This window comes from Pseudodesulfovibrio karagichevae, assembly GCF_041414475.1.
GTDB classification, from domain to species: Bacteria; Desulfobacterota; Desulfovibrionia; order Desulfovibrionales; family Desulfovibrionaceae; genus Pseudodesulfovibrio; species Pseudodesulfovibrio karagichevae.
Genome location: NZ_JBGLYH010000053.1, coordinates 1 through 25,070, shown reverse-complemented (window position 1 = coordinate 25,070; position 25,070 = coordinate 1). Strand labels below are relative to the sequence as shown.

Below are 25,070 nucleotides of genomic sequence, written 5' to 3'. Positions count from 1 at the left end.
GACGAATCGGCGTCAATCTGGCATTGGCATGAATGTTCACTCGGTCCTCCTTTCGGCAATTGCGTCTTCGTAAACACAATTTGACCGATTAGGGCCGAGTGAACAACCTCCTATAACTTCACAGCTAGGCCTGCTTGAGCACCGGCAGGGTGAAGATGAATTTGCTGCCTTGGCCGGGGGTGCTTTCGGCCCAGATGTGGCCGCCGTGTTCGTGGACGATGTGTTTGCAGATGGTCAGGCCGAGGCCGGTTCCGGCGGGGCGGTTGGACAGGTGTTCCCCGGCCTGGGTGAATTCCTCGAAGATGGATTCGAGGAGTTCGGGCTGGATGCCGATGCCGGTGTCGGCCACGCTGATGCGCACGGTGTCGTCCACGGTGCTGGCGGTGCAGGTGATGACGCCGTGGGGGGTGAACTTCACGGCGTTGGAGAAGAGGTTGACCATGACTTGCATGAGCCGGTCCATGTCGCCCTGGACCATGGGCAGGTCGGGCTCGATGTCCAGGCGCAGGGCCAGGTCGTTGTCGTCGAACAGGGACGAGGTCACTTCCACGGTCCTGTTGATGAAACCCTCGGGGTGGACGGGGGCCATGGCGTATTCGACTCGGTTGGCCTCCATCTTGGCCAGGTCGAGGACGTCGTTGATGAGCATGGTCAGCCGCTGGCCCTCGCCCGCGATGATCTCCAGATTTTTGCGGACCACCTCCATTTCGTTTCGCAATTCCTCGTCCGCGACCCGGTCCAGGACCGGGAAGATGGAGTTGATGAGCTTCTTGCGGGTGACCTTGGCGAAACCGAGCACGGCGGTCAGGGGGGTGCGCAGCTCGTGGGACACGGTGGACAGGAACTCGGACTTGGCCCGGTTGGCCTGATCCAGCTCCTTGGTCCGTTCGCGGACCCGGATCTCCAGTTGGTCGTGGCTGCGCTTGAGGGCCAGTTCCGAGCGTTTGCGCTCACTGACGTCGCGGGCCACGATGATGGCCTGGCGCTGCTCCTGGAAGGAGACCAGGCTGAGGGTCAGGTCCACCGGGACCGGCGGCGTGCCCTGGCAGAGCGGGCAGGAAAATTCGGTCTCCATGCGCACGGTCTTGGTCTCGTTGTGGAAAAGGTTGTCGGCGTGGCGGCGGATGTGGGGCGGCAGGATCTCTTTGAAGCGCAGGCCCCGGAGCTGGTCCGGGCCGCAGCCGAGCAGGGAGTCGGCCGCGCCGGAGATGTCCAGGATGACGCCGCTGTCCGCGTCCACCACGAAGATGGCGTCGTTGACCCTGTCGAGCAGGGCGCGGAAATGTTCGAGCTCGTCCAGCCGGCTTTTGAGTTCCGGGTAGTAGCTTTTGCTGATGGACCGTTTGCCCAGCCCGATGAGCTTTTCGCGCTCCGTGGCTTGGACCGGTTCGGGGTCAGCAGCTTTGTTTGAAGATTTGGATGAGCTCATCGGCCGTCGGTTGTTTGGGGTTGGTCAGCATGCAGGCGTCCGACAGGGCATTCCGGGCCAGCAGGGGCAGGTCCTCCTCGGTCATGCCCAGTTCGCAGAGGCTGTTGGTCACGCCCACGCTCCGCTTGAGCGTGCGGATGGCCTCCAGGGTGCGCTCTTTGGCATCCTCCTGGGAGGCATCGTCCGGGATGTCCGCGCCGAGCGCGATGCCCAGGCGGCGGTACTTTTCCGGTTCCGAGTCGTAATTGTAGGCGATGACGTGGTCCAGCAGGATGGCGTTGCACAGGCCGTGGGGCAGGTCCAGGAGACCGCCCAGGCTGTGGGCCATGGCGTGGACCGCGCCCAGGATGGCGTTGGAGAAGGCCAGGCCCGCGTAGGTGGAGGCGAGCATCATGCCGGTGCGCGCCTCCATGTCGTGGGGCCGCTCGACCGCGTTGCGCAGGTGCAGGCGGATGAGGCGCATGGCCTCCATGGCGTTCAGGTCGGTGATGGCCGAGGAGGCGTTGGAGGTGAACGCCTCGACCGCGTGGGTCAGGGCGTCCAGGCCGGTGTGCGCGGTGAGTTCCGGGCCCATGGTCAGGGTCAGCCGGGGGTCGATGAGGGCCACGTCCGGGACCATGGTCTTGGACACGATGGCGATTTTGACCTTCCGGATGGTGTCGTTGATGATGCAGAACTGGGAGATGTCCGCGGCCGTCCCGGCGGTGGTGGGGATGCAGATAAGCGGCGGTCCGGGCCGCTCCACGTTGTCCACGCCTTCGAACTCGAGTATGTGCCGGTCGTTGGTGCAGACGATGCCGATGGCCTTGGCGCAGTCCATGGGAGAGCCGCCTCCCACGGCCACGATGGAGTCGCACCCCTCGCGTCGGTAGATTTCGGCCCCTGCCATGACCTCTTCATGGCGCGGGTTGGGGGTCACGTCCGCGAAGATGGTGCAGGTTACGCCTTCCCGGGTCAGGGAATCCACGACCTGTCCGGTACAGCCGATGTCCGCCAGGGCCTGACAGGAGACAACCAGGGCCTTTTTGGTGGAGAGGTTGGCCGCGTATTGCCCGGCCAGCATGGCCGCGCCCGCTCCGAAGACGAACTCCGGGGCCACGAATTTCCGTAATTCGGCATACTCCTCGCCGGGCATGGCTATTCTCCTTGTTCGAAAGAGTGGGCGCTTGGACCGGACCAACTGTTGGGCGGATATTTCCTACCGTTATCAAGAACAATATGGCCCTGCAAAGTCCTAGTCCATGATTTTCATCAGGCTCTCGATCTCTTCGCGGAGGCGGGAGAAAGCGGCGTTTTCGTCGCCCCCTTCCGTGCAGGCCGAGGCCAGGGAGGCGGCGGCCAGGGCCGCCGCGTTGGCCCCGATGGCCGTGCTCACGGACCGGACGGTGCCCGCCAGCTCTCCGGCCTTGGCCGTGTCGCCCGCGCCAATGGCCTGCTCCAGTTCCTCGAGCAGGAGGGCGAGTTCGCTTTTGGCCGTGACCAGGAAGTCGGCGAAGATGGCCTCGTCCACGCCGAGGTGTTCCATGGCCGAATCCGGGGTCCAGGTCGGCAGGGCGTCCATGGGCTCGGTCTCGGCATCGACGGTGCCCGCGTCCGGAGGCGGCGGGGGCGCGGTGCCGATGAGCCGGTTGATGATCACGGCCAGCTCATGGAAATCCACGGGCTTGGCCACGTAGTCGTCCATGCCCGCGTCCAGGCTCTTGTCCCGGAACTCCTTCAGGGCGTGGGCCGTGACCCCGATGATCGGGATGTGCGGGTCCGGGATGGGGCCGCCCGGCACGGCCGAGCGGATGGCCTTGGTGGTGGAGATGCCGTCCAGCACCGGCATTTCGATGTCCATGAGGATGAGGTCGAAGGGCTCGCGCTTGAGCAGGTCCAGGACCTCGAGGCCGGTCTTGGCCACGGCGTAGGTGTAGCCCAGGTCCTCGAGCTTGAGGGTGGTGACCATGATGTTGACGTCGTTGTCCTCGGCCACGAGCACGCGCACGGGCCGGGCCGGGGCGTCGGGCCGCCGGTTGAGTTCGGCCTCGTCCGGCAGGGGGCAGGAGAAGCCGGGTTCGAACCAGGCCGTGAAGGAAAAGGTGCTGCCCTTGCCCACGGTGGACTCCACCAGGATGTCCCCACCCATGAGCGAGATGAGCTGCTTGCAGATGGCCAGGCCCAGGCCGGTGCCGCCGAAGGCGCGCGTGGTCTGGGAGAAGCTCTGGAAGATGGAGTCCAGGAATTCGCGCGGGATGCCGATGCCCGTGTCCTCCACGGCAAAGGTCACGCCCACGGTCCGGGCCTCGTCCGGGGGCGTGTCCGAGGCGCCCCGCACGCGGATGGTGATGGCCCCGCGGTGGGTGAACTTGACGGCATTGCCCGCCAGGTTGACGAGCACCTGCCGCAGGGACAGGGGGTCGCCCTTGACGCAGTGGGGCACGGATTCGTCGATCTGAAGGGTCATGTCGAGGCCCTTCTGCCGGGCCTGGAGCTCGAGCCCCTTGATGGTCGTCCTGACGTGGAAGGGTAGGTCGAAGTCCACGTGGTCCAGTTCGAGCTTGCGCGCCTCGATCTTGGACAGGTCGAGGATGTCGTTGATGATGGACAGGAGGTGCTGGGCCGAGTCCTTGACGGTCTTGAGGTAGTCGCGCTGGTCCTCGGTCAGGTCGGTCTGCAGGGTGATCTCGGTCATGCCCACGATGGCGTTCATGGGGGTGCGTATCTCGTGGCTCATGGCGGCCAGGAATTCGGACTTGGCGCGGTTGGCGGCCTCGGCGTCCTCGCGGGTGCGCAGCAGGTCCTCCTGGGCCCGCCGGTTCTCGGTGACGTCGTCCCAGGCCCAGATGACGCCCTTGGACAGGTCGCGGCGGTCCACGGTCTTGCCGTACATGCGGCACCAGATCGTGGAGCCGTTCTTGCTCCGGAAGGCCTGTTCGGTGTTGAACTCCCCGCGTTCGGTCAGGGCGGCCTTGGCCGCCAGGACGAAGTCGTCCTCGGTCTGATAATGGCCGAGGAGCAGGTTCAGGGTGTTGTTCAGGATCTCCTCCGTGGAGTAGCCGAAGATCTCCGCGCCCCGCCGGTTGATGGTCACGATCCTGCGGCCCACGGACATGGCGATGCCCATCAGGGAGTTTTCCAGGATGGCCTCGAACTTGACCAGGTTCTGGCGGATGGCGTTCTCCGACTCCTTGCGCGCGGAGATGTCCCGGACGTTGGCCAGGATGGCGGGTTCGCCCCGGTAGGTGATGCGGGTCAGGTGGACCTCCACGTCGAATTCCCGGCTGTCCCGGTAGCGGCGCACGCGCCATTCCAGATGGTGGGGCCTGCCGCCGAGGACCTCGCGCATGATCCCGGACATGGAGTGCAGGGGGTTTTCCGGGCTGGACAGGTCCCGGGCCAGGGACACGCCCAGCGGGTCCATGCCCTCCAGGCCGAACATCTCGATCATGCGCTGGTTCACCTCCAGGATGCGGCCGTTGCCGTCGTGGATGATGATGGCGTCATAGGAGAAGTCGAAGATGGTCCGCAGGACCTCCTCGGATTGGCGCAATTCGCTGGTCCGCTCCTTGACCCGTTCCTCCAGGGTCCGGTGGGCGGTGCGCAGCTCCTTTTCGGCCCGCCGTCTGCGGGCGATGTTCAGGACCAGGGCCAGGATGATCAGGAATTGCAGGCCGCCGAACCCGAGCACGGCCAGGAGCACGCCGGAGTGCTCGCGGTAGAAGGAGTCGGGGCGGTTGCGGATGTCGCTGCCCGCCGGGAGGCTCGCCAGGTTGAGGTCGAAGCGCTTGAGCTGGGCGTAATCGAACTTGGGGGCGTAGGCGCTGCCCTGGAGGACCGGAATCTCGCGGGGGGCGCGTCCGGCCATCACGTGCAGGGCGATCTGGGCCATGGCCTGCCCCTGGTCGTGGCCGTTGGCGAGCATGCCGCCCACGATGCCGTGGCCCAGGTCCGCGTCGAGGATGCCGAAGACCGGCACCCGGGCGCGGGCCGAAACCGCCTCGGCCACCTCGTTCTTGTCGTAGAACCGCCCGTCCTTGTCCCGGTTGAACACGCTGAGCAGGATCAGGGAGTTGGATGGCAGCCCCTCGACATGCTTCAGGATCGCGCTCAGTTCCGAGTTCCCGCTGAACATCACGGTGACATTCGGGTCCAGGCCGAGCAGCTGCTCCTCGATGGACTTGCGCACGGCCACGCCCGTGCAGGTGTAGTCGTTGATCACGTACACGGTCCGGGCGCCGGGCCGGAGCCTGAGGCCGCAGTCGATGGTCTGCCGGGCATCCAGGACCTCGGCCACGCCCGTGAACATGGCGTAGTTATCGAGTTGGTCGGGCCGGAAGAAGTTCACCCCGCCGAAGACCACCGGAATGCCGGGAAAGAGCTCGTCGTGGTGGCGGCGCAGTAAGTCGTAGGCCGCGTTGTCCGTGGCCAGGATCAGGTCCAGGTTCACGCCCCGGTACTTGTGGGCGTAGACGTTCATGAGCTGCTGTTCGTAGTGGTCGTTGAACTCCACCCGCATGGTGTCCATGTACTCCACGTGCATGGTGATGCCGGTCTCGCGGGGCCGCAGCACGTCCATGAGGCCGCGGTTGACCTCGTCGGTCCAGAGGAACCCCTGGTGGAAGGAGTTGAGCAGGAGGATCTGCTTGCGGTCCGAGGCCCGGCCCGTAGCGGGCGCGAGCAGGACGGCCAGCGCCAGGACGGCGAGCAGGACGGGGCAAAGGACCCTGGGTGGACGAACCGGTAGGTGCATGACTACTCCTGCGATGGGAGAACCGTCCGTTCTCTAACAAATACGCGGGAATTAATAAAGTCCCTGCGCACTTGGGGCCGCTATGCCCGGCGCGGGGGGCAGCCGCAGCCGCCGGGCATGGTCTCCAGCAGGCGCACGCCCTCCGGGGTGTCGATGCGGGCGGCCATGCGCGGCGGCTCCAGGGGCGGCAGGGGGTGCACCTGAACCAGGTCCACCGGGCCCACGGCGTTCAGGACGGACCCCAGCCACTCGGGGTACGGGTGGTAGATGTCCAGGCCGAGCAGGCGGCAGCCCAGGTCGGGCATGGCCAGGGCCGGGTGGGACTCGGTCCGCCACTGGATGGCGTAGGGCAGCATGCCCCCGGCCAGGAGCCGCCCGTCGGAGGGCAGGGCAAACCGCCAGTTGAGCTCGCCCCGGCTGACCGGCGTGGCCCGGCCGAAGGACATGGGAGCCGCGTCCAGGAAGGCGTCGAGATCGTCGGTGTTGGCCACCCAGGCCAGGAACGCGGGCGAACGGTCCAGCCGCGCGCGCACCGAGGGATCGTCCAGCCCGAACCAGCGCGGCTTGGCCGGGACCGGCCCGTCCGGGTTGATGGCGATGATCTCCAGGAACATTTCCTCGCCGATGCGCATGACGTGGTTGCGGGTGCCCATGGTCTCGTGCACCCCGCCACGCGGCACGCGTACGCCGAGCGTCTTCTCGGTCCAGGCCACGCCCCGTTCCATGTCCGTGGCCGCGATGACGATGTGGTCCAGTCTGGTTCGCATGTTCTTGCCTCGCTTGTATTACAAAATATGAACCGTGACGCCGCCGTCCATGTCGGACAATTCGATCTCCATGCGACCCGCCTCCACGGCCGTGCCGCCGACCTGCACCTTATACGGGCCGCTTGCGTCGCGGGTCACGGTGACCTCGATGACTCCTTCTCTCCCCATGGCCACCCCCTGGCGGCCCAGGTAGCGGAAGACCGGTTGACCGGGCAGCACGCCGTACCGGGAGAGGTACGCCCCGCACGGGCCGTTGCCGTTGCCCGTGACCGGGTCCTCGTCGATGCCCACGGCCGGGGCGAACATCCGCCCGCTGGTCAGGCACGGGTCGTCCGCGCCGTTCAGGACGAAGACGAAATAGCCGTTGCAGCCGATCTCGCGGCTGAGCGCCCGGAGCGCGGCCATGTCCGGATCAAGCCCGTCCAGGACCACGCCCGCGCGGTTGCCCTTGCCGGGCACGGAGGTGAAGGCGTCGGCCAGAAAAACGGTGATTGTTCGAGTCATGCCGGGAAGATAGTCCTTTCGGGCTCGAAGCTCAACCCGCCCGTCGAGAGGTTTCTTTTGGGTTTTCCCCCTTTTTTTGACTTAAATCATACTCCCGTTCCGCCAGATGCCCTAGGCTTGTACGCATCAAGAGCAACCCACCAAAACGAAGGAGCATCACCATGTTTTGTTACCAATGTGAACAGGCCGCCAAGGGCGGTTGCACCAAAATCGGCGTGTGCGGCAAGACCGATTCCACCGCCACCCTCCAGGACCTTCTTCTCTACCTGAGCAAAGGCCTCGCCCAGGTGGCCGTCGCCGCCCGAGGACAGGGCATTGAAGATAACGCGGTGAACCGCTTCATCTCCGAGGCGGTCTTCTCCACCCTGACCAACGTGAATTTCGACGACGCCCGGTTCGTCACCCTGATCAACAAGTGCGTGTCCCTGCGCGAAGGCCTCAAGGCCAAGGTCTCGGGCGTCGACTTCGGCGGCCCGGCCGTGCTCGTGTCCGCCCTCGACATTCCCGGCTTGGTGGCCCAGGGCAAGGCGGTCGGCGTGGAGTCCGACCCCGAGCCGAACCCGGACATCAAGTCGCTCAAGCACACCCTGACCTACGGACTCAAGGGCGTGGCCGCCTACATGGACCATGCCGCCATCCTCGGCAAGGAGGACGACGAGCTGTACGCCAAGTTCCAGGGACTGCTGGCCGCCACCCTGGCCACCGGCCTGACCCTGGAGCAGGCCGTGGAGGCCGGGCTCGAATGCGGCCGCATCAACATCCGGGCCATGGAGCTGCTGGACGACGCCAACACCTCCACCTACGGCCATCCCGTGCCCACCGAGGTCAAGCTCGGACCCACCGCGGGCAAGGCCATCCTGGTCTCGGGCCACGACCTCAAGGACCTCGAAACCCTGCTCAAGCAGACCGAGGGCAAGGGCATCAACGTCTACACCCACGGCGAGATGCTCCCCTGCCACGGCTATCCCGAGCTGCACAAGTACCCGCACCTGGCCGGGCACTACGGCACGGCCTGGCAGAACCAGAAAAAGGAATTCGCCGAGTTCCCGGGCGCCATCCTGATGACCACCAACTGCATCCAGGACCCCAAGCACTACATCGAAAACATCTTCACCACCGGCCTGGTGGGCTGGCCCGGAGCGGTCCATGTGGGCAATGACGATTTCACTCCCGTCATCGAGCGAGCCCTTGCCATGCCCGGCTTTGGTGAGGATATCGATAAGGGATCGGTATTGACGGGCTTCGCCCGCAACGCGGTCTTGTCCGTGGCCGACAAGGTCATCGACGCGGTCAAGTCCGGCGACATCCGCCACTTCTTCCTGGTGGGCGGCTGCGACGGGGCCAAGCCCGGCCGCAACTACTACACCGAGTTCGTGGAGCAGGCCCCGGCCGACACGGTCATCCTGACCCTGGCCTGCGGCAAGTTCCGCTTCTTCGACAAGCAGCTCGGCGACATCGGCGGCATCCCGCGCCTGCTCGACGTGGGCCAGTGCAACGACGCCTACTCCGCGGTCCAGATCGCCCTGGCCCTGGCCAAGGCCTTCGACTGCGGGGTCAACGACCTGCCGCTCTCCCTGGTCCTGTCCTGGTACGAGCAGAAGGCCGTGGCCATCCTCCTGTCCCTGCTCGCGCTCGGCATCAGGAACATCAAGCTCGGACCGACCCTGCCGTCCTTCATCACCCCCAATGTCCTCAACCTGCTGGTCGAGAACTACAACATCGCCCCCATCACCACCCCCGAGGCCGACCTGGCCGAGATCCTGGGCTAGCCCAAGGGCGCAACGAAGACACGGCCCGCCGGTTCGCACCGGCGGGCCTTTTTTTGCGCGAAGGGCCGGTCGGGAGCGTGCGTCCGGCGCGCCTGGCGTCCGTTCCGGGGGTGTGCTAGCCTGACCGGGCCGCACCCGTTTCCGGGGTGGGGCGCAACGCCAACGCACAGGAGCGAACGACGATGAAAGTAATCAAGTATACGGACGTGGACCCCGTGGAACTGAAGGTGGCCGGACCGGGCGTGACGGGCCGGGTGGTCATCGGCAAGGCCGACGACGACGTGAATTTCTGCATGCGGGTCATTGAGCTCGAACCCGGCGCGCAGATTCCGCCGCACTCCCACCCATGGGAGCACCAGCAGTTCTACCACGCGGGCACCGGCTACGTGGTCAGGAACGGCGAGAAGCTGGCCCTTGGCCCGGGCAGCGTGGTCTACGTGGCCCCGGACGAGGAGCACCACGTGGTCAATACCGGGGAAGTGCCCATGGTCCTGGTCTGCCTCATCCCCAAGGGCATCCCGGAAATCTAGGCCGCCGCGCCCGGAGGGAAGGGGGCGGGCAACCCCGTGCTGAGGGTTCTCCACCCCCTTTCCCCCTCGCGAGCGTTCGCGCCGCGTCCGGGCAGGAGATACCGCGCCGGATAGAATAATTGATTTTTCCTCGGGAATGGGGGATGGTTAGGGAAGCGAAAACCGAAAGGGGGCCGACATGGGCATCGAACGATTGGAAGGCCGCGACGACGCGGTGTTGACGATTCTCAAGATCACGGACGAGGTCAACCAGCTCAAGGACGTGGACACGATCCTGGACAAGATCCTCCAGGAATCCAGGCGGTTTTCCGGCGCGGACGCCGGGTCCATCTTTCTGGTCGACAACAACCGGCTGATCTTCAGCTACGTCCAGAACGACACCCTGTTCAAGACCGAGGCCGCCAACGCCGCCCTGTACCAGAATTTCGGCATCCCCATCAGCGAACAGTCCATCGTCGGCTACGTGGCCAAGACCCGGCAAAGCCTGGCCATCGACGACGCCTACGAACTGGACCCGACCCTGCCCTTTTCCTTCAACAAATCCTTCGATGAAAAGTCCGGCTTCCGGACCACCAGCATGCTGACCATCCCGCTCATCGCCCAGGAGAGCCGGCTGGTCGGGGTCATGCAGCTGATCAACGCCAAGAACGAATCCGGCGCGGTGGTCCCCTTCTCGGACGAGGCCAGGACCTATATCCCCCTGTTCTGCAACAACGCCTCGGTAGCCATCGAGCGGGGCATCATGAACCGCGAGCTCATCCTGCGCATGATGCAGATGGCCGAGCTGCGCGACCCGGCCGAAACCGGAGCGCACGTCCAGCGGGTGGGCGCGTACTGCGCGGAAATCTACGGCACCTGGGCCGCCCGCCGGGGCCATTCCGCCAAGGAGATCAAGAACACCCGCGACAACCTGCGCCTGGCCGCCATGCTCCACGACGTGGGCAAGGTCGGCATCTCCGACGCCATCCTCAAAAAGCCCGCCAAGCTGACCGACGAGGAGTACGACATCATGAAGTGGCACACGGTCTACGGGGCTCGGCTCTTCAAAAACCAGACCTCGGAGCTGGACCGCATGTCCATGGAGATCGCCCTGTGCCACCACGAGAAATGGGCGGGCCGGGGCTACCCCTCCATCCCCCTGGACCAGGTCTGGGCCGAGGCCCCGGAAATGGGCGGCGCGCCCATAAGCGGCGAGGCCATCCCCCTTTCCGCGCGCATCTGCGCGGTGGCCGACGTGTATGACGCCCTGGCCTCTCCCCGGTCCTACAAGGACCCCTTCCCGGATGAAAAGTGCCTGGGCATCCTGGAAAAGGACGCGGGCACCCACTTCGACCCCGAGATAGTGGAAATTTTTCTGGAGATATTCGACGTCATCAAGGCCATCCGCGACAGGTGGGTGGAAACCCCCGGGATGTAGCGCATGGCGGAGCCCGAGATGAAGCTGTACGATTACGTGGACCCGGTGGACGCCGAGTGCGTGCGCCGGGAGACCGAGGACCTCATGCGGGTGTTCTTCCCCGGCTACGACGGCCTGGTTTTCCGCCGCGCCTTCGACGACGTGGAGCGGCTCTTCTCGGGCCGCTACCCCGGCTACCGGGCGAGCAACACCAAATACCACAATTTCGAGCACACTTGCTCCGTGGTCCTGGCCTCGTCGCGCCTGATCTACGGGGCCATGACCCAGGGCGAGCCCTTTTCCGAGGCCGACTGCCTCAAGGGGCTGCTGGCCGCCCTGTTCCACGACGTGGGGTTGATCCAGGACGTGGACGACACCCAGGGCACCGGGGCCAAGCACACCGTGGGCCACGAGGAGCGCTCTATCCAGTTCATGCGCTGCTACCTGGGCGGGGTCCTGGCCGAACAGGACATCGAGGACATCGCCGACTGCATCCGCTGCACCATCCTGGCCATGTCCCCGTCCAAGATCGTCTTCCGCACCGAGGCCATGCGCCGGATGGGCCATTTCACGGGCACCGCCGACCTGCTGGCCCAGATCGCGGACCGCTACTACCTGGAAAAGCTCCTCCTGCTCTTCGAGGAGTTCAAGGAGGCCAAGCTGCCCGGCTACGACAGCGCCTTCGACCTGGTGCTCAAGACCCGGTCCTTCTACAAAGACGTGGCCCGCAAACGGCTGGACGAGGAATTCCAGGGCGAGGACAGGCACATGCTCGACTATTTCCGGTCGCGCCAGAACGTGGACAAGGACCTCTACCGCGAGGCCATCGACAACAACCTGGCCTACCTGGACAAGATCCTGGCCGAATGCGGCGACGACCTGGACGTGTTCATGGCGGGACTCAGGCGAACCCACGGTCAGGAGCCCTTCTGCTGACGGGGCCGGGCAATACGGGGAGACGACGATCCATGCAGGGCAAGAACCAAGCCTTCGAATCCATGTTCATCGCGCGGCAGCCGGTCTTCACCCCGGACGAGTCCGTGTGGGGATATGAACTGCTCTTCCGCTCCGGCCATGACAACGAGGCCGTCATCGACGACGAGTCCCAGGCCACGGCCTCGGTCATCGCCGACGGTCTGACCCTGGCCACCGAGGGCATGGACCCTGCGGCCAGGATCCTGATTAACTTTCCGGAAAAACTGCTCGTGGAGGACGCCGGTTTCGCCCTGCCCAGGGAACGGTGCGTGGTCGAAATCCTGGAAAACGTCCGGCCCGGCAAGGAGACCCTGGCCGCGGCCCGCCGCCTCAAGGACGCGGGCTACACCCTGGCCGTGGACGACTTCTTCGGCCAGGACGAGCTGCGCCCCTTCGTGGAGCTGGCCGACATCGTCAAGATGGACATCCTGGCCCTGGACGCCGACCCGGCGCGCATCAAGGCGGGCATGGCCGGGCTGCCGGGGAAGGTGACCCTGCTGGCCGAAAAGGTCGAGGACAACGAGACCTTCAAGACCCTGCGCGACATGGGTTTTTCCCTGTTCCAGGGGTTCTTCTTCAGCCGCCCGGAGATCATCCCCGGCCGCAAGCTGACCGCCGCCGAGACCACCAAGCTCCAGGTCCTCGGCGAACTGGCCAAGCCGGACTTCGAAGCCGCCCGCCTGGCGGCCATCCTCCAGTCCGATCCGAGCCTGACCTACCGCCTCTTCCGCTACGTCAACTCCGCCGGGTTCGGCCTGCTGCAAAAGATCACCTCGGCCAAGCGGGCCATGGACATGATGGGCATGATCCAGGCCAAGCAGTGGCTGCGCAGCGTCGTCCTCGCCGACCTCAACCCGTCGCCCAAGGCCGGGGAGCTGGCCTATCTGGCCGTGCACCGGGCCAAATTCCTGGAGTCCATCTGCTCCAGCTCAAACCGGCCCGTGTGCGAGCCCGACACCCTGTTCACGACCGGCCTCTTCTCCCTGCTCGACGCCATGCTCGGCATGAACATGCACGACATCCTCAAGTCCCTGCCCCTGGAGGAATCCGTGGTCGAGGCCCTGGACGGCAACGGCGAGCTCTACGATCTCCTGCGCCTGGCCACCAGCTACGAGCGCGGACAGTGGGGCGAGACCTTGCAGCGCCTCAAGAAGCTCGATCTGGATTCCTTCCAGGCCGAACTGCTCTACATCCAGTCCCGCAGCTGGGCCCAGAAGATGCTCGGCTACTCCAAGGCCGAATAACCCGCCTGTCCCGGCCCCCCGGTCCCGCGTCCGATTGGTTTAGACATTTTCAAGGAAATGTGTAGACTTCGGGGCGCGAGGGGGGACCGCATCGCATGGAGTCAGAAAAAATGAAAAATCAGGCAAAGTTGCCCATCGGCATGTTCGATTCGGGCGTGGGCGGATTGACCGTGCTCAAGGCGTTGCGCGAGCGCATGCCGTGCGAGGACGTCATCTATCTCGGCGACACCGCGCGCCTGCCCTACGGCACCAAATCGCCCCAGACCGTCACCCGCTACGGCGTGCAGTGCGGCGGCGAACTGATCAAACGCGGCATCAAGCTGCTCGTGGTGGCCTGCAACACCGCCTCGGCCGTGGCCCTGGACGCCCTGCGTGAGGCCAACCCCGGCGTGCCCGTCATCGGCGTGGTCGAACCCGGGGCGCGCGCCGCCTGCGACGCCACCGTCAACCTGGCCGTGGCCGTCATCGCCACGGAATCCACCATCGCGGGCGGGGCCTACCAGCGCGCCATCCATGCCCTCAGCCCCCAGGCCCGGATCATCGGCCACCCCTGCCCGCTGTTCGTGGCCCTGGCCGAGGAAGGCTGGACCGACGGCCAAGTGCCCGAGGCCGTGGCCGCCCGCTATCTCGACCCCATCTTCAAACCCGCGTCCGGCGCTCCGCATCCCGTCATCCCCGACACCCTCGTGCTCGGCTGCACCCACTTCCCGCTGCTGGCCCCGGCCATCCGCAACGTGGTCCCGGCGCACACCACCATCGTGGACTCCGCCGCCACCACCGCCGAAACCGTGTACCGCGAACTCGACCGCCTCGGCCTCAACCGGCCCGAAAACGGCTGCGGCTCCACCCGCTACCTGACCACCGACGACGTCCCCCGCTTCGCCCGCACCGGCTCCCGCTTCCTGGGTACGCCCATCGCCGAGACGGACGTGGAACTGGTCGATTTGTAGGACGGACGGAACGGCGTCCGGGGAATGCCTCCGGCGGCCCCTTCGGGGGGACCAGGACGCTGTCCTGGACCTGCCAGGGAGCAAGGCCCCCTGGACCCCCATCGCCTCGCTGCGCTCGGAGATATGCGGTCGCGGAAGGCCGACAAGGAACGCCTTCCGCCGTGCCGGTTGGCGATTTCGGGCAGAAAAAACGGCGTGCTTCTTCGCAGAGGAAGCACGCCGTTTTTTCTGCCCGAAATCGCGGGGTTTTTCTTTTAAAAGAAGTAACTCCGTTAAGGAAGACCCCTGCGCCGTCGTTTGAAAACGCCGCAAAACCCCTTTCTCGAGTTCCGCCCACCCCGCCAGCGGCGTTGGCTACCGTCCCGAAGAGTTCGCGCCGGGCGGCCCTCCGAGGCCCATGGACGTCCGGCGCGAACTCTTCGGGACACCGCACAGCCAAGCTACTCCCACACCTCTGCAAAACAATCCGCCACCCCGCACCCGCACGTCTCTGCCGAAGGCACACAAAAGGTTTGGGAGATTCTTAAGAACCTTTTTCCCAAAAGGTTCTTAAGCCGCCGGAGGCATTCTTTTCGCCTACTTCACGATCATGACGGAATTGCGGGCTTTTTCGGCTACTTCGTGGGACACGCTGAAGCCTTTGGCGAACCAGGGTTTGAGGGATTCGGAGGCGAGGATGAGGGAGAAGTCGTAGCCGATGGTGATGATGGTTTCCACGGGGTCGCCGACTTCGACGAGGATTTCGGCGGGGGTGGTGCCGAGGGAGGCGAGGATCTGGGCGGCCTCCTGGGCGGCCTTCTGGGCCGAGGCGAGGTCGGCCTTTGTCGGGGCCACGGACAGGATGGACACCGGGTATTGGTAGGACTGGAAGTAGCGGCCGACCATGGGGAGCATGGCCCGGGACTGGTCGGTGTCCTGGACGCAGACCAGGTGGTTGCGGCCGGGTTCGAGGTTGCGGGCGACGATGACGGAGCAGTGGGCGTGGGCCGCGATCTTGAGGGCCAGGGGTTTGGGCGAGAACAGTTTCTTGAGCCCGGTCAGGGGTTCCGGGGAGGCGCCGACGATGACCACGTCGGCCTTGAAGCGCTTGGCCTCGTCGGACACGGCCGAGGTCACGTCCGAGGCGGTGCGCAGCCGGAGGGAGACGATGCCGCCGCAAGGGTTCTCGTAGTCGCGCACGTATTCGCCGGCCGGGTCGCCCTTGATCTCGCTGTGTCTCCATTCGCGGTTTGCGCCGGGTTCGATCTCGCCCAGCTCCACGAGGATGTCGCGGGCGGCCTTGAGCTGGCGCAGGCCGGGCAGTTCCAGCCCCCAGTCCAGGACGTTCTCGCGGGCCACGCGCACTTCCATGCCCCCGGAGTTGAGGCCGCTGTCCAGGGGGCGGACGTAGAGCAGGACGATGTCGGCGCAGCTGGTCTTGGACAGGCGGACGGCGTAGCGCAGGCTGGCGTAGGCTTCGGGGCCGCCGCCGATGCAGATGAGGATTCGCAGTTTGTCGTCCTTGTTCATGGACAACTCCTTAGAGGCCGATGAGGGGCCAATACAGTTTGGATGCCGCCAGGAGCACGATAAAGGACATGAGGGCCATGCGCCAGCCGACTTTCATGAAGTCCGAGGGGCGCAGGTAGCCCGAGGAGTAGACGATGGTCGAGGCCGGGGTGCCGATGACCGTGAAATAGGCGAAGGCGCTGGAGATGGCGGTGACCATGCCCACGGCCAGGGGGTTGGTCTCGGTGGCCAGGGCGATGGTCAGGACGATGGGGCCGAGCACGGCCACGGCCGCGCCGTTGCTCATGGTGTTGGTGATGAAGGTGGTCAGGAGCATGACCGCGGCCAGCAGGCCGAGGCCGGAGCCCAGGCCGAACGGGGCGAGCCCGTCCATGAACATGCCCGCCACCCAGGCGGCCGCGCCGGTGTCGCGCATCTGCACGCCCAGCGAGATGGCGGCGGCGTAGAGCAGGACCACGCCCCAGTTGACGCCGGAGTTGAGGTCCTGCCAGCGGACCAGGCCGGTGATCAGAAAGAGGACCGCGCCGAGGATGGCGATGGTGCCCATGCCGAACCGGGAGGAGAAGCCCACCCAGCCCGCCAGGGTCAGGAGGAAGAGGAGGATGGCCACGTAGTGGCGGCCGGTCAGGGCCCCTTCGCTGCCCACCTGCTCCTTGAGCTTCTCCACGGCCGGGCCGAGGTCGCGCAGATCGGTCTTGAAGGTGTAGCGCAGGATGACGTGCATGAGCGGCAGCTGGATGAGGAAGATGGGATAGGCGTAGATCATCCACTTCAGGTACGAGACCGAGAAGTTGTAGGTGGCCGGGTCGTCCGAGGCGTAGAAGAAGTCGCGCAGGTAGTCGATCATGATGGCGTTGCGCGCGCCGCCCGACGGGGTGCCGATGCCTGCCATGGCGCAGGCGTAGGAGATGGAGAAGAGGAAGAGCACGGCCAGGGCGCGCTGCTGCCCGGGGTCGTCGGTGGACAGCTGGATCAGGGACAGGGCCACGGGCAGCATCATGGCGGCCACGGTGTGCTCGCCGATGAACGAGGCGAGCAGGCCGGAGAAGACCGAGACGCCGAAGGCGATGGCGTAGGTCTTCGAGCCCGTGACCCTGATGATCAGCAGGGCCAGCCGTTTGTCGAGCTTCTGCTTGACCAGGGCCACGGCGAGCATGAGCGAGCCCATGATGAACAGGACCGAATCTTTCATCAGGGACTTGGCCACCAGCGAGGAGTCCAGGCCGAGGAGGAAGACCTGGCCGAGCACGATGAGCAGGGCCACGGCGGGCAGAGGGATGGGCTCGGTAATGAACAGGATGGTCGCGCCCACGGTCATGACCAGCACGCGCCAGCCCTCCTGGGTGACGCCCTCGGGCGCGGGCAGGAGGAGCATGGCGGCCTGGATGGCCAGGGTGAGGAAAAACCAGCGTTTTTCGCGGAGAAAATGGATCACGATACAGGCACTATACACGCCCCGGCACGTTGCCGCCAGTTGAAAGCGCAGCAAGGGGGCCGCCCCATGCCGAGATTTGCATTGGACCGAGTATCGCGTATTGTGCTCGGGCGCGGAAACCCGCGCATGCCAACCGCAACGAGGAGATTTCCCTTGAAACGCACTCTGTCCGCCCTGTGTCGCAACGAACCCGGCGTCCTGGCCATGATGGCCCGGGAATGCGGCAAATACGACGCCAATATCCTCTCCCTGGCCGCCGGGGAAACCGAAAATCCGCAGGTGTCCCGCATCATCCTGTGCGTGGACGGCGACGACGAGGCCATCGACAGGATCGGCCGCTACCTGGAGTCCCTGGACGCGGTCATCCAGCTGGACGACCTGTCGCGCAAGGGCTTCGTGGACCGCGAACTGGTCATGATCAAGGTGGCCATGGACCCGGCGCAGACCAGCCAGCTGATGCAGGTCTTCGAGGTCTTCCGGGCCAATGTGGTCGGCATGGGCCAGGAGACGGTCACGGTGGAGCTTTCCGGCGACCAGGAGCGCGTGGACGGGCTGATCAAGATGCTCGTGCCCTACGGCATCAAGTCCATGTGCCGGTCCGGGATGATCGCGCTCAAGCGCGGGGATGAGTAAGTGTCCGACTTTCCAACCATCACGAGTCTGAACGAGTTGGTCCAGGCCGCCCTGGATTACGGCCGGGGCGGGCGCATGCCCAGGGTGGCCATCGCCCGGTCCGCCGAGGGGTTCGTGCTCCGGGCCGGGATCGAGGCGTACGAGCGCGGCGTGGCCGAGCCCATCCTGGTCGGCGACATGGACGAGACCCGGCGCATCGCGGACGAGCGGGGGCTGGACATCTCGCCCTTTCGGCAGGTGCACGTCACCGACGACGCCGGGGCCGTGTTCGAGGCGGTCCGGCTCTTTCGCGAGGGCGACGCCCAGCTGATCATGAAGGGGCTGGTGCCCACGGCCACCCTGCTCAAGGCGGTGCTCAACAAGGAGACCGGCGTGCCCCACGGCGGGCGCATCCTCAGCCACGTGGCGGTCTTCGAGTCCCCGGTGGACGGGCGGCTGATGCTCCTGACCGACCCCGGCGTGAACATCGCGCCCTCCCTGCAGCGCAAGGTGGACATCCTCAAGAACGCCCTGGACGTGGCCCGGACCTTGGGCATGAAGGAGCCCAAGGCGGCCATCCTGGCGGCCACGGAAAAGATCAACTATCCGGCCATGCCCGCCACCCTGGACGGCGACATCCTGACCAAGATGGCCCGGCAGGGCCAGTTCGGCGACGCCCAGATCCTCGGCCCGCTCTCGCTGGACCTGGCCGTGTCCCGCAAGGTGGCGGCCACCAAGCGTTTCGACAGCCCGGTGGCAGGCAACGCCGACATCCTGCTCACCCCGAACATCGAGGCGGGCAACGTCCTGTACAAGTCCCTGTCCACTCTGTGCGGCTGCATCATGGCCGCCGTGGTCGTGGGCAGCCGGGTGCCGGTGGTGGTCCCGTCCCGGGGCGACTCGGACGGGTCCAAGTTCCACTCCATCGCCCTGGCCTCGGTCCTGGCAAGGAGGAGCCGCCCGTGAGCATACTGGTCATCAACCCCGGCTCCACATCCACCAAGGTGGCCCTGTACAGGGGCGGCGACACCCTGGCCGCCGAGGAACTGCAACACTCCCGCGAGGAGATGGCCGGGTTTGCCCGGGTGGCGGACCAGTTTGATTTCCGCATGCGCATGGTCGCCGAGTTCCTGGGCAAGACCGGCACGGACCCGAAGCGCATCCAGGCCGTGGTCGCCCGTGGCGGCCTGCTGCGGCCCCTGGAAGGGGGTGTTTACGAGGTGTCCGACGAAATGGTCAGTCATCTGTTGGACGCCCGGTACGGCGAGCACGCCTGCAACCTGGGCGGCATCCTGGCCCAGGCCCTGGCCCGGCAGTGGAACGTGCCCGCCTACGTGGTCGACCCGGTGGTCACGGACGAGATGATGGACAAGGCGCGGCTGACCGGCCTGCCCGGCCTGACGCGGCGGTCCATCTTCCACGCCCTGAACCAGCGCGGGGTGGCCCGCATCGTGGCCGAACGGCGGGGAGTGGTCTACGAACGCTCGAATTTCATCGTCTGCCACATGGGCGGCGGGGTGTCCATCGGCGCCCACCGCCAGGGACGGGTGGTGGATGTGATCAACGCCCTGGACGGCGAGGGGCCGTTCACCCCGGAGCGCACGGGCAGCCTGCCCCTGGTGCCGGTCCTGGACATGGTCCACGGCGGCGAGCGCGACTACGCCGAGCTGCGCACGACCATCCTGCGCCAGGGCGGCCTGGTGGCCCACCTGGGGACCAACGACCCGCGCGTGGTCCTGGCCCGCATGGATCAGGGCGACGAACACGCCGGGCTGGTCTTCCGGGCCATGGCCTACGGCATCGCCCGGTACATCGTGTCCATGGCCCCGGCCCTGACCGGCGACGAGGGGGGCCTCGACCTGGCCGCCGTGGTCCTGACCGGCGGGCTCTCCCGGAGCCAGGCCCTGGTGGAGGAGATCACCCGGCAGGTGGGCTTCCTCGGCCCGGTGGAGGTGGTCCCCGGCGAGGTGGAGATGTCCGCCCTGGCCGAGGGCGCGGCCCGAGCCCTGTGCGGCCGGGAACCGGTCCGGACCTATTCGCCGGAATAGCCGTCTTCCGTTATATTCCTCAATAAATACTGGCCTTCCCCGGCCTATATGCATAAGAGTCATGGTGGAGAACCGGTCGGTATTTTTGAAAAGGACGAGGATATATGGGGTCGTTGTTTAGCAAATCCACCGCCTTGCGAAAGGGCGTCAAGATCACGGACGAGGAGTTCGTCCAGCTGCGCGACTTCATCTACGGCAAGAGCGGCATCTTCGTGGACGAGAAGCGCAAGTATCTTTTCGAGAGCCGTTTCTCCAGGCGGTTGGGCGAACTCGGCCTGACCAGCTTTACCGACTACATCAAGTTCCTCAAGGTGGACCGGGGCCAGGAGCTCAAGCAGCTCTTCGAAATGGTCACCACCAACGAGACCAGCTTCTGGCGGGACACCAAGCAGCTCACCTCCTTCCGCGACAATCTGCTCAAGGAAATCCTCGACCGCCAGCGCAAGGCGGGCAAGCTCGAACTGAACATCTGGTCCGCCGGGTGCTCGTCGGGCGAGGAGCCCTACACCCTGGTCTTCCTCCTGCTCGAGACCCTCAAGGCCGAGATCGCCCGCTGGCGCATCAACATCACCGCCGTGGACCTGTCCGAGGAGATGATCGCCAAGGCCAGGGCCGGAATCTACTCCGAGTACGCCTTCAAGACTACGCCGGACGAAACCCGCAAGCGCTACTTCAAGGAGGTCGAAGGCGGCTGGGAGCTCGACCAGCGCATCCGCAGGCTGGTCAAGTTCGAGCCCATGAACCTGAACGACCCCTTGGCCATCAAGCGGATTCCCCGCTCGCACATCGTGTTCTGCCGCAACGTGATCATCTATTTCGACGACGCCATGAAGCGCAAGGTGGTGCAGGCGTTCTACGACAACCTGCTGCCCGGCGGCTACCTGCTGGTCGGCCATTCCGAGTCCCTGCACAAGATTTCCCAGTCGTTCAAGCCGATCCACAACGCGGGCGCCATCGCGTACAAGAAGGAGGAGTAGGCCGTGGGCACAAAGCGCATAGACGAGCTCAAGGCGGGCATGGTCCTGGCCTCCGACCTGATCGCAAAGGATGGCAGGCTGCTCTTCAAGAGCGGCACCGAACTGGCGGAAAACCAACTCCAGCTGCTCAGGCGCGTGGGCATCGACGAGGCCGACGTGGCCCCGGACCTGTCCGACCTGACCGAGGCCGATCTCCTGGCCGTGGAAGACTACGTGCGCGAATTCTTCCTGTACGTGAACCCGGACCACCCTGCGGTCATCGAGATGTTCCACATCGCCCTGGAACTGACCGCAAGGGCCGTGGCCGGAGGCTGGCGGCTGCCGGACCTGGACGAACGCCGGGCCGCCAACGTCGAGCACCTGGACGACATCTTCGTCACCGGCATGGGCACGCCCGAAACCATCGTCGAACACGAAACCGAACTGGCCAGCTTCCCGGACATCTTCTTCCGCATCAAAGAGGTCCTCGAAGACGACGCCGCCTCGGCCGACCGCATCGCCAAGGTCGTCAGCACCGACGTCGGCCTGTCCGCCAAGCTCCTCAAGCTGGTCAACTCGCCGCTCTACGGCTTCCCCCAGACCATCGACTCCATCAGCCGGGCCGTGGCTCTGGTGGGCGGCAAGGAACTGTCCACCCTGGCGCTCGGCATCTCGGCCATCAATTATTTCAAGGATATCCCGCCCGAACTCGTGGACATGCAGTCCTTCTGGCGGCACTCCATCACCTGCGGCATCTTCGCCCGCATGCTCGCCGGAACCCAGAGCGGCCTGTCGCCGGAACGGTTCTTCATCGGCGGCCTGCTCCACGACGTGGGGCGGCTCATCCTGTTCAAGAAACTGCCCTACGCCTCCACCGAGGCCATGCTCTTCGCCCGCGAAAACTGCCTGCCCCTGGTCGAGGCCGAAATGGCCGTCATGGAACTCTGCCACACCGACATCAGCAAACCCCTGCTCGCCGCCTGGAAGTTCCCGGAAAGCCTGGCCGTCATGATCAACTACCACCACAACCCCATGGAATACCCCAACCCCCTGGAACCCGCCATCGTCCACGTGGCCGACAACCTCACCAATGCCGTGGAAATCGCCCAGGGAGGCATGTACGTCATGCCCGGACTCGACGAAGAGGCCTGGGAACTCCTCGGCATCGACCCCGAAAAAGTCCTGAACGAAGCCGTCAGCCAGTACGCCGACCAGATCGACCTCGTCATGAGCGCCTTTTTCTAGGCTGGGCTTGAGCGGCTAGGTGCGGGAAAGGGGAGGCCTCCGGCGGCCCCTTCGGGGGGACCAGGACGCTGTCCTGGACCTGCCAGGGAGCAAGGCCCCCTGGCCCCCCATCGCCTCGCTACGCTCGGAGACATGCGGGCGTGGAAGGCCGACAAGGAACGCCTTCCGCCGTGCCGGTTGGCGATTTCGGATAGAAAAAACGGGTGAAACGGCGCGCCTCTTCTCGTGAAGGGGCACGCCGTTTTTTCTATCCGAAATCGCGGGGTTTTTGGGGGAGAGGAGGTAGTTCGTTAAGAGAGACTTCTTCGCCGTCGTCCGAAAACGCCGCAAAGCAGATTGGCTGCGTCCGCATTATCCCGCCAGCGGCGTTGGCAACGGTCCCTAAGGGTTCGCGCCGGACGTCCACGGGCCTCGGAGGGCCGCCCGGCGCGAACCCTTAGGGACACGTCCTGCCAAGCTACTCCGGCCCTGCCGAACAAACAGCCTGCCTCGTGCTCCCGCGCGCCTCTGCCAAAGGCACACAAAAAGTTTGGGAGGGTCCAGGGAACCTTTTCCCAAAAGGTTCCCTGGCGGGGTCTGGGGCAGCGCCCCAGCTCTCTTCGAATCCGGCGGCCTGCGTTTAGAAGCGCAGCAGGTAGCGCCGGGCTATGTTGTTGTAGGTGCCGTCCTTAGCCATCTGGTCGAGGGCTTTTTCCAGGGCCTGGATGATTTCTTCCTTGTCCTGTCGTTGGGCGGCCCGGGAGAGCGCGGCGTAGGAGGGCTGGCCGGTCAGGAGTTTGCGGTCGAGGTAGACTATGGAGCTGGTCAGGCCCATGTTCTTGAGCTGGTAGTAGGTGACGTCGATGTTCCCGGCGAAAGCGTCGATTTCGCCGCCGAGCAGTCCGGCGATGATGGCGGGCTGGTCCGGGTATTCCTTGACGAGCATGTCCCCCTTGGAGCGGGCGTCGATGAAGTCCTGGCCGAGGTCCACCCCGGTGACGATGCCGATGACCCTGCCCGACAGGTCCTTGTAGGAGTTGAAGGGGAACCGGGTGCCGACCTTGGTGAAGAGCACGTAGTCGCTGAAATGGATCGGGGTGGCTTCCATGAACAGGGCGTAGCGTTCGCGGCCCGGGCTGCGGAACAGGGCCAGGGCTCCGTCGCAGCTGCCGTCCCGGACCATTTTGAGGACGGTCTCGAGGGGCTGCATCGTGATGTCCACTTCGAGGCCGGCGCGGCGGGCGGCCTCGGTGAAGACCTCCACGTCGATGCCCGTGGGCACGCCGTCGATGACCATCGAGTAGGGTGCGAAATCGCCGTCCGCGACGAAATGGAGGGGGACGCCGGCCCGGGCCGTGGTGGCGAAAAGGACGAGCAGGCAGGCGATCAGACATTTTTTCATGGGAGTTTCTCCTGGGGGTGCGGGATGAACAGCACCCTATCGCGTTCCAGTTCTTTGTACAAGAAAAGCAAATAACCGGCGCGGCAACGGCCGTATCGGGGCCGCAGTGCACGGCACGCCACTTTATGTTACATCGATTGTGTTTTATCTTCTAGACATTATCCTGATTTTTACTAGCATTCGTCAAACTAATATTATATGCAAACTGCACATGGATACGAACACTCGCGCCGCTCGGCCGGTATCCTACTTTCCCGTCTCTCCGGTCATGCTGTTTCCGGAAGCCTTGGGGAACTTCTCCGTCTACCTCTGGCAGGGTGGGGACTTTGTCCTGTACACCTCTTCCGGCCAGAAATTCACCACCCGCCACCGCCAGACCCTGCACCAAAGCGGGATCAAGGAAGTCTATGTCCAGGGCGCGGAACGGGCGGAGTACGAGAAGTACATCGAGCGCAACCTGGGCAAGATCCTACTGGACGAGACCCTGCCCATCGAGGCGCGCTCAAGGATATTTTTCGAGGCCACCACGGTGGTCCTGCAGGACGTGTTCGACCGCAAGCTGCCGAGCGCCCTGCGCGCCCGGCACCTCGACCGCATCACCGAGATCGTGCGCAACTCCATCAAGTTCCTGGCCAAGGACAATTCCCTGTCCGCCGTGGCCCCGTTCATCTCGCACGACTACAAGACCTACACCCACTGCATGCACGTGTTCGTTTATTCCGTAGCCCTGTTCCAGACCTACGACATGACCGAGAGCGAGGTCTTCGAGTACGGCCTGGGCGCGCTGCTGCACGACGTGGGCAAGGCCAAGATCCCCAAGCGCATCCTGAACAAGCGCGGGCCGCTGACCACCGCCGAGCGGGAGATCATCAAGGAGCACCCGGTGCACGGGGTGTCCATGTGCGCGCACCTGCCCATGACCCAGAACACGATCAACTGCATCCTGTTCCACCACGAGACCCTGGACGGGTCGGGCTACCCGGCGGGCATCAAGGGCGACAACGTGCCCATGCCGGTGCGCATCATCTCCCTGTCCGACATCTACGACGCCCTGACCACGGACCGCCCCTACGCCGAAGCCATGGAGCCCTACGAAGCCCTGTCCCTCATACGCAACGAGATGCGTGAAAACGTCGATATGAACGTATTCAAGCGGTTTGTTGCAGTTCTGAGCGGCGCTGAAATCATTTAGCGACTGTTGGTTCATGTAGCGGCTTCCGATAGCGGGCCATCTGCACATTTTTTCCGCCCGGGCCAATCCTCACGTAGAAGGCTACGCTGCGGTTGCCCCGGCCGGAAGAAAATGCACAGCTGACCCACTCTCGAAAGCCTTGTGCCAGCGCGGTAAAAGAGCCGCTGTCGGGTGTTGCACCCCCGAATCGCTCCAGAAGAATGAAAGAATTGAGACCTCCGACTTATTTATGAGTCGGAGGCTTTTTTATGCGCTATGCCCCGCCGAAGGCGGCGATAAGAAGTTTAGGAAGGGAGAGGGGATGGGGGTCCGGGGGAAGGGGAGAGGGGGGTACAGCCCGGGTACATAGGTAACACATTAGCCCGGGAACATGGGTAACACTTTGGGCATGAGAGC

At 65.1% G+C, this 25,070-nt stretch carries 20 protein-coding genes; 12 read left to right on the top strand and 8 right to left on the bottom strand.

Annotation, left to right across the window (positions count from 1 at the left end):
- Positions 1–124: 124 nt before the first annotated feature.
- From AB6M95_RS15365 to AB6M95_RS15345, 5 genes are all read right to left on the bottom strand, one after another.
- Positions 125–1,429: an ATP-binding protein gene (locus AB6M95_RS15365; RefSeq protein ID WP_371387631.1), complete on the bottom strand. Its 1,305-nt coding sequence runs from the start codon at positions 1,427–1,429 to the stop codon at positions 125–127.
- The gene (gene ercA, locus AB6M95_RS15360) at positions 1,395–2,564 is read right to left on the bottom strand and encodes an alcohol dehydrogenase-like regulatory protein ErcA (RefSeq protein ID WP_371387630.1); all 1,170 of its coding nucleotides are present in this window, start codon (positions 2,562–2,564) and stop codon (positions 1,395–1,397) included. The genes AB6M95_RS15365 and ercA overlap by 35 nt, the downstream gene beginning before the upstream one ends.
- Before the next feature lie 99 nt (positions 2,565–2,663).
- Positions 2,664–6,161 carry a PAS domain S-box protein gene (locus tag AB6M95_RS15355; protein ID WP_371387629.1) on the bottom strand — a complete coding sequence of 1,166 codons (3,498 nt, stop codon included), beginning with the start codon at positions 6,159–6,161 and terminating at the stop codon, positions 2,664–2,666.
- An 80-nt stretch (positions 6,162–6,241) separates the two neighbouring features.
- The gene (locus AB6M95_RS15350) at positions 6,242–6,928 is read right to left on the bottom strand and encodes a VOC family protein (RefSeq protein ID WP_371387628.1); all 687 of its coding nucleotides are present in this window, start codon (positions 6,926–6,928) and stop codon (positions 6,242–6,244) included.
- Positions 6,929–6,946: 18 nt separating this feature from the next.
- Positions 6,947–7,432: a PhzF family phenazine biosynthesis isomerase gene (locus AB6M95_RS15345; RefSeq protein WP_371387627.1), complete on the bottom strand. Its 486-nt coding sequence runs from the start codon at positions 7,430–7,432 to the stop codon at positions 6,947–6,949.
- A 161-nt stretch (positions 7,433–7,593) separates the two neighbouring features.
- Between AB6M95_RS15345 and hcp the strand changes: the two genes are divergently transcribed.
- The 6 genes from hcp (at position 7,594) to murI (ending at position 14,296) form a co-directional block, all read left to right on the top strand.
- Entirely contained in the window at positions 7,594–9,201 is a 1,608-nt protein-coding gene (hcp, locus tag AB6M95_RS15340; RefSeq protein WP_371387626.1) for a hydroxylamine reductase, read from the top strand.
- 182 nt (positions 9,202–9,383) lie between these two features.
- Positions 9,384–9,731 carry a cupin domain-containing protein gene (locus tag AB6M95_RS15335; RefSeq protein WP_371387625.1) on the top strand — a complete coding sequence of 116 codons (348 nt, stop codon included), beginning with the start codon at positions 9,384–9,386 and terminating at the stop codon, positions 9,729–9,731.
- A gap of 178 nt (positions 9,732–9,909) precedes the next feature.
- Positions 9,910–11,148 (top strand): HD domain-containing phosphohydrolase, encoded by a 1,239-nt coding sequence (locus AB6M95_RS15330; protein WP_371387624.1) that lies wholly within the window; start codon positions 9,910–9,912, stop codon positions 11,146–11,148.
- Positions 11,149–11,166: 18 nt separating this feature from the next.
- Positions 11,167–12,063: a hypothetical protein gene (locus AB6M95_RS15325; RefSeq protein ID WP_371387623.1), complete on the top strand. Its 897-nt coding sequence runs from the start codon at positions 11,167–11,169 to the stop codon at positions 12,061–12,063.
- Positions 12,064–12,095: 32 nt separating this feature from the next.
- Positions 12,096–13,346, top strand: a complete 1,251-nt coding sequence (locus tag AB6M95_RS15320; protein ID WP_371387622.1) for an EAL and HDOD domain-containing protein — start codon at positions 12,096–12,098, stop codon at positions 13,344–13,346.
- A gap of 110 nt (positions 13,347–13,456) precedes the next feature.
- A complete protein-coding gene (gene murI / locus AB6M95_RS15315) occupies positions 13,457–14,296 on the top strand; it encodes a glutamate racemase (protein ID WP_371387621.1) in 840 nt (279 codons plus the stop codon).
- 576 nt (positions 14,297–14,872) lie between these two features.
- On the opposite strand, the gene AB6M95_RS15310 is transcribed toward murI, so the two are convergent.
- A complete protein-coding gene (locus AB6M95_RS15310; protein WP_371387620.1) occupies positions 14,873–15,805 on the bottom strand; it encodes a universal stress protein in 933 nt (310 codons plus the stop codon).
- Between the two features lie 10 nt (positions 15,806–15,815).
- The gene (locus AB6M95_RS15305) at positions 15,816–17,240 is read right to left on the bottom strand and encodes an SLC13 family permease (protein ID WP_371387619.1); all 1,425 of its coding nucleotides are present in this window, start codon (positions 17,238–17,240) and stop codon (positions 15,816–15,818) included.
- 153 nt (positions 17,241–17,393) lie between these two features.
- Here AB6M95_RS15305 and ilvN point away from each other — a divergent pair, with 153 nt between their 5' ends.
- From ilvN to AB6M95_RS15280, 5 genes are all read left to right on the top strand, one after another.
- Positions 17,394–17,873, top strand: coding sequence for an acetolactate synthase small subunit (gene ilvN / locus AB6M95_RS15300; protein WP_371387618.1), 480 nt, complete (start codon positions 17,394–17,396; stop codon positions 17,871–17,873).
- A complete protein-coding gene (locus AB6M95_RS15295; protein ID WP_371387617.1) occupies positions 17,874–18,818 on the top strand; it encodes a bifunctional enoyl-CoA hydratase/phosphate acetyltransferase in 945 nt (314 codons plus the stop codon).
- The gene (buk, locus tag AB6M95_RS15290) at positions 18,815–19,900 is read left to right on the top strand and encodes a butyrate kinase (protein WP_371387616.1); all 1,086 of its coding nucleotides are present in this window, start codon (positions 18,815–18,817) and stop codon (positions 19,898–19,900) included. Before AB6M95_RS15295 ends, buk begins: the two co-directional genes overlap by 4 nt.
- 104 nt (positions 19,901–20,004) lie before the next feature.
- On the top strand, positions 20,005–20,877 hold the full coding sequence (locus AB6M95_RS15285; protein WP_371387615.1) for a CheR family methyltransferase: 873 nt from the start codon (positions 20,005–20,007) through the stop codon (positions 20,875–20,877).
- Positions 20,878–20,880: 3 nt separating this feature from the next.
- Positions 20,881–22,101: an HDOD domain-containing protein gene (locus tag AB6M95_RS15280; protein ID WP_371387614.1), complete on the top strand. Its 1,221-nt coding sequence runs from the start codon at positions 20,881–20,883 to the stop codon at positions 22,099–22,101.
- 619 nt (positions 22,102–22,720) lie between these two features.
- Here the strand turns inward: AB6M95_RS15280 and AB6M95_RS15275 are convergent.
- A complete protein-coding gene (locus AB6M95_RS15275) occupies positions 22,721–23,482 on the bottom strand; it encodes a substrate-binding periplasmic protein (protein ID WP_371387613.1) in 762 nt (253 codons plus the stop codon).
- A gap of 286 nt (positions 23,483–23,768) precedes the next feature.
- Here AB6M95_RS15275 and AB6M95_RS15270 point away from each other — a divergent pair, with 286 nt between their 5' ends.
- On the top strand, positions 23,769–24,674 hold the full coding sequence (locus AB6M95_RS15270; RefSeq protein ID WP_371387612.1) for an HD-GYP domain-containing protein: 906 nt from the start codon (positions 23,769–23,771) through the stop codon (positions 24,672–24,674).
- Positions 24,675–25,070: the final 396 nt, after the last annotated feature.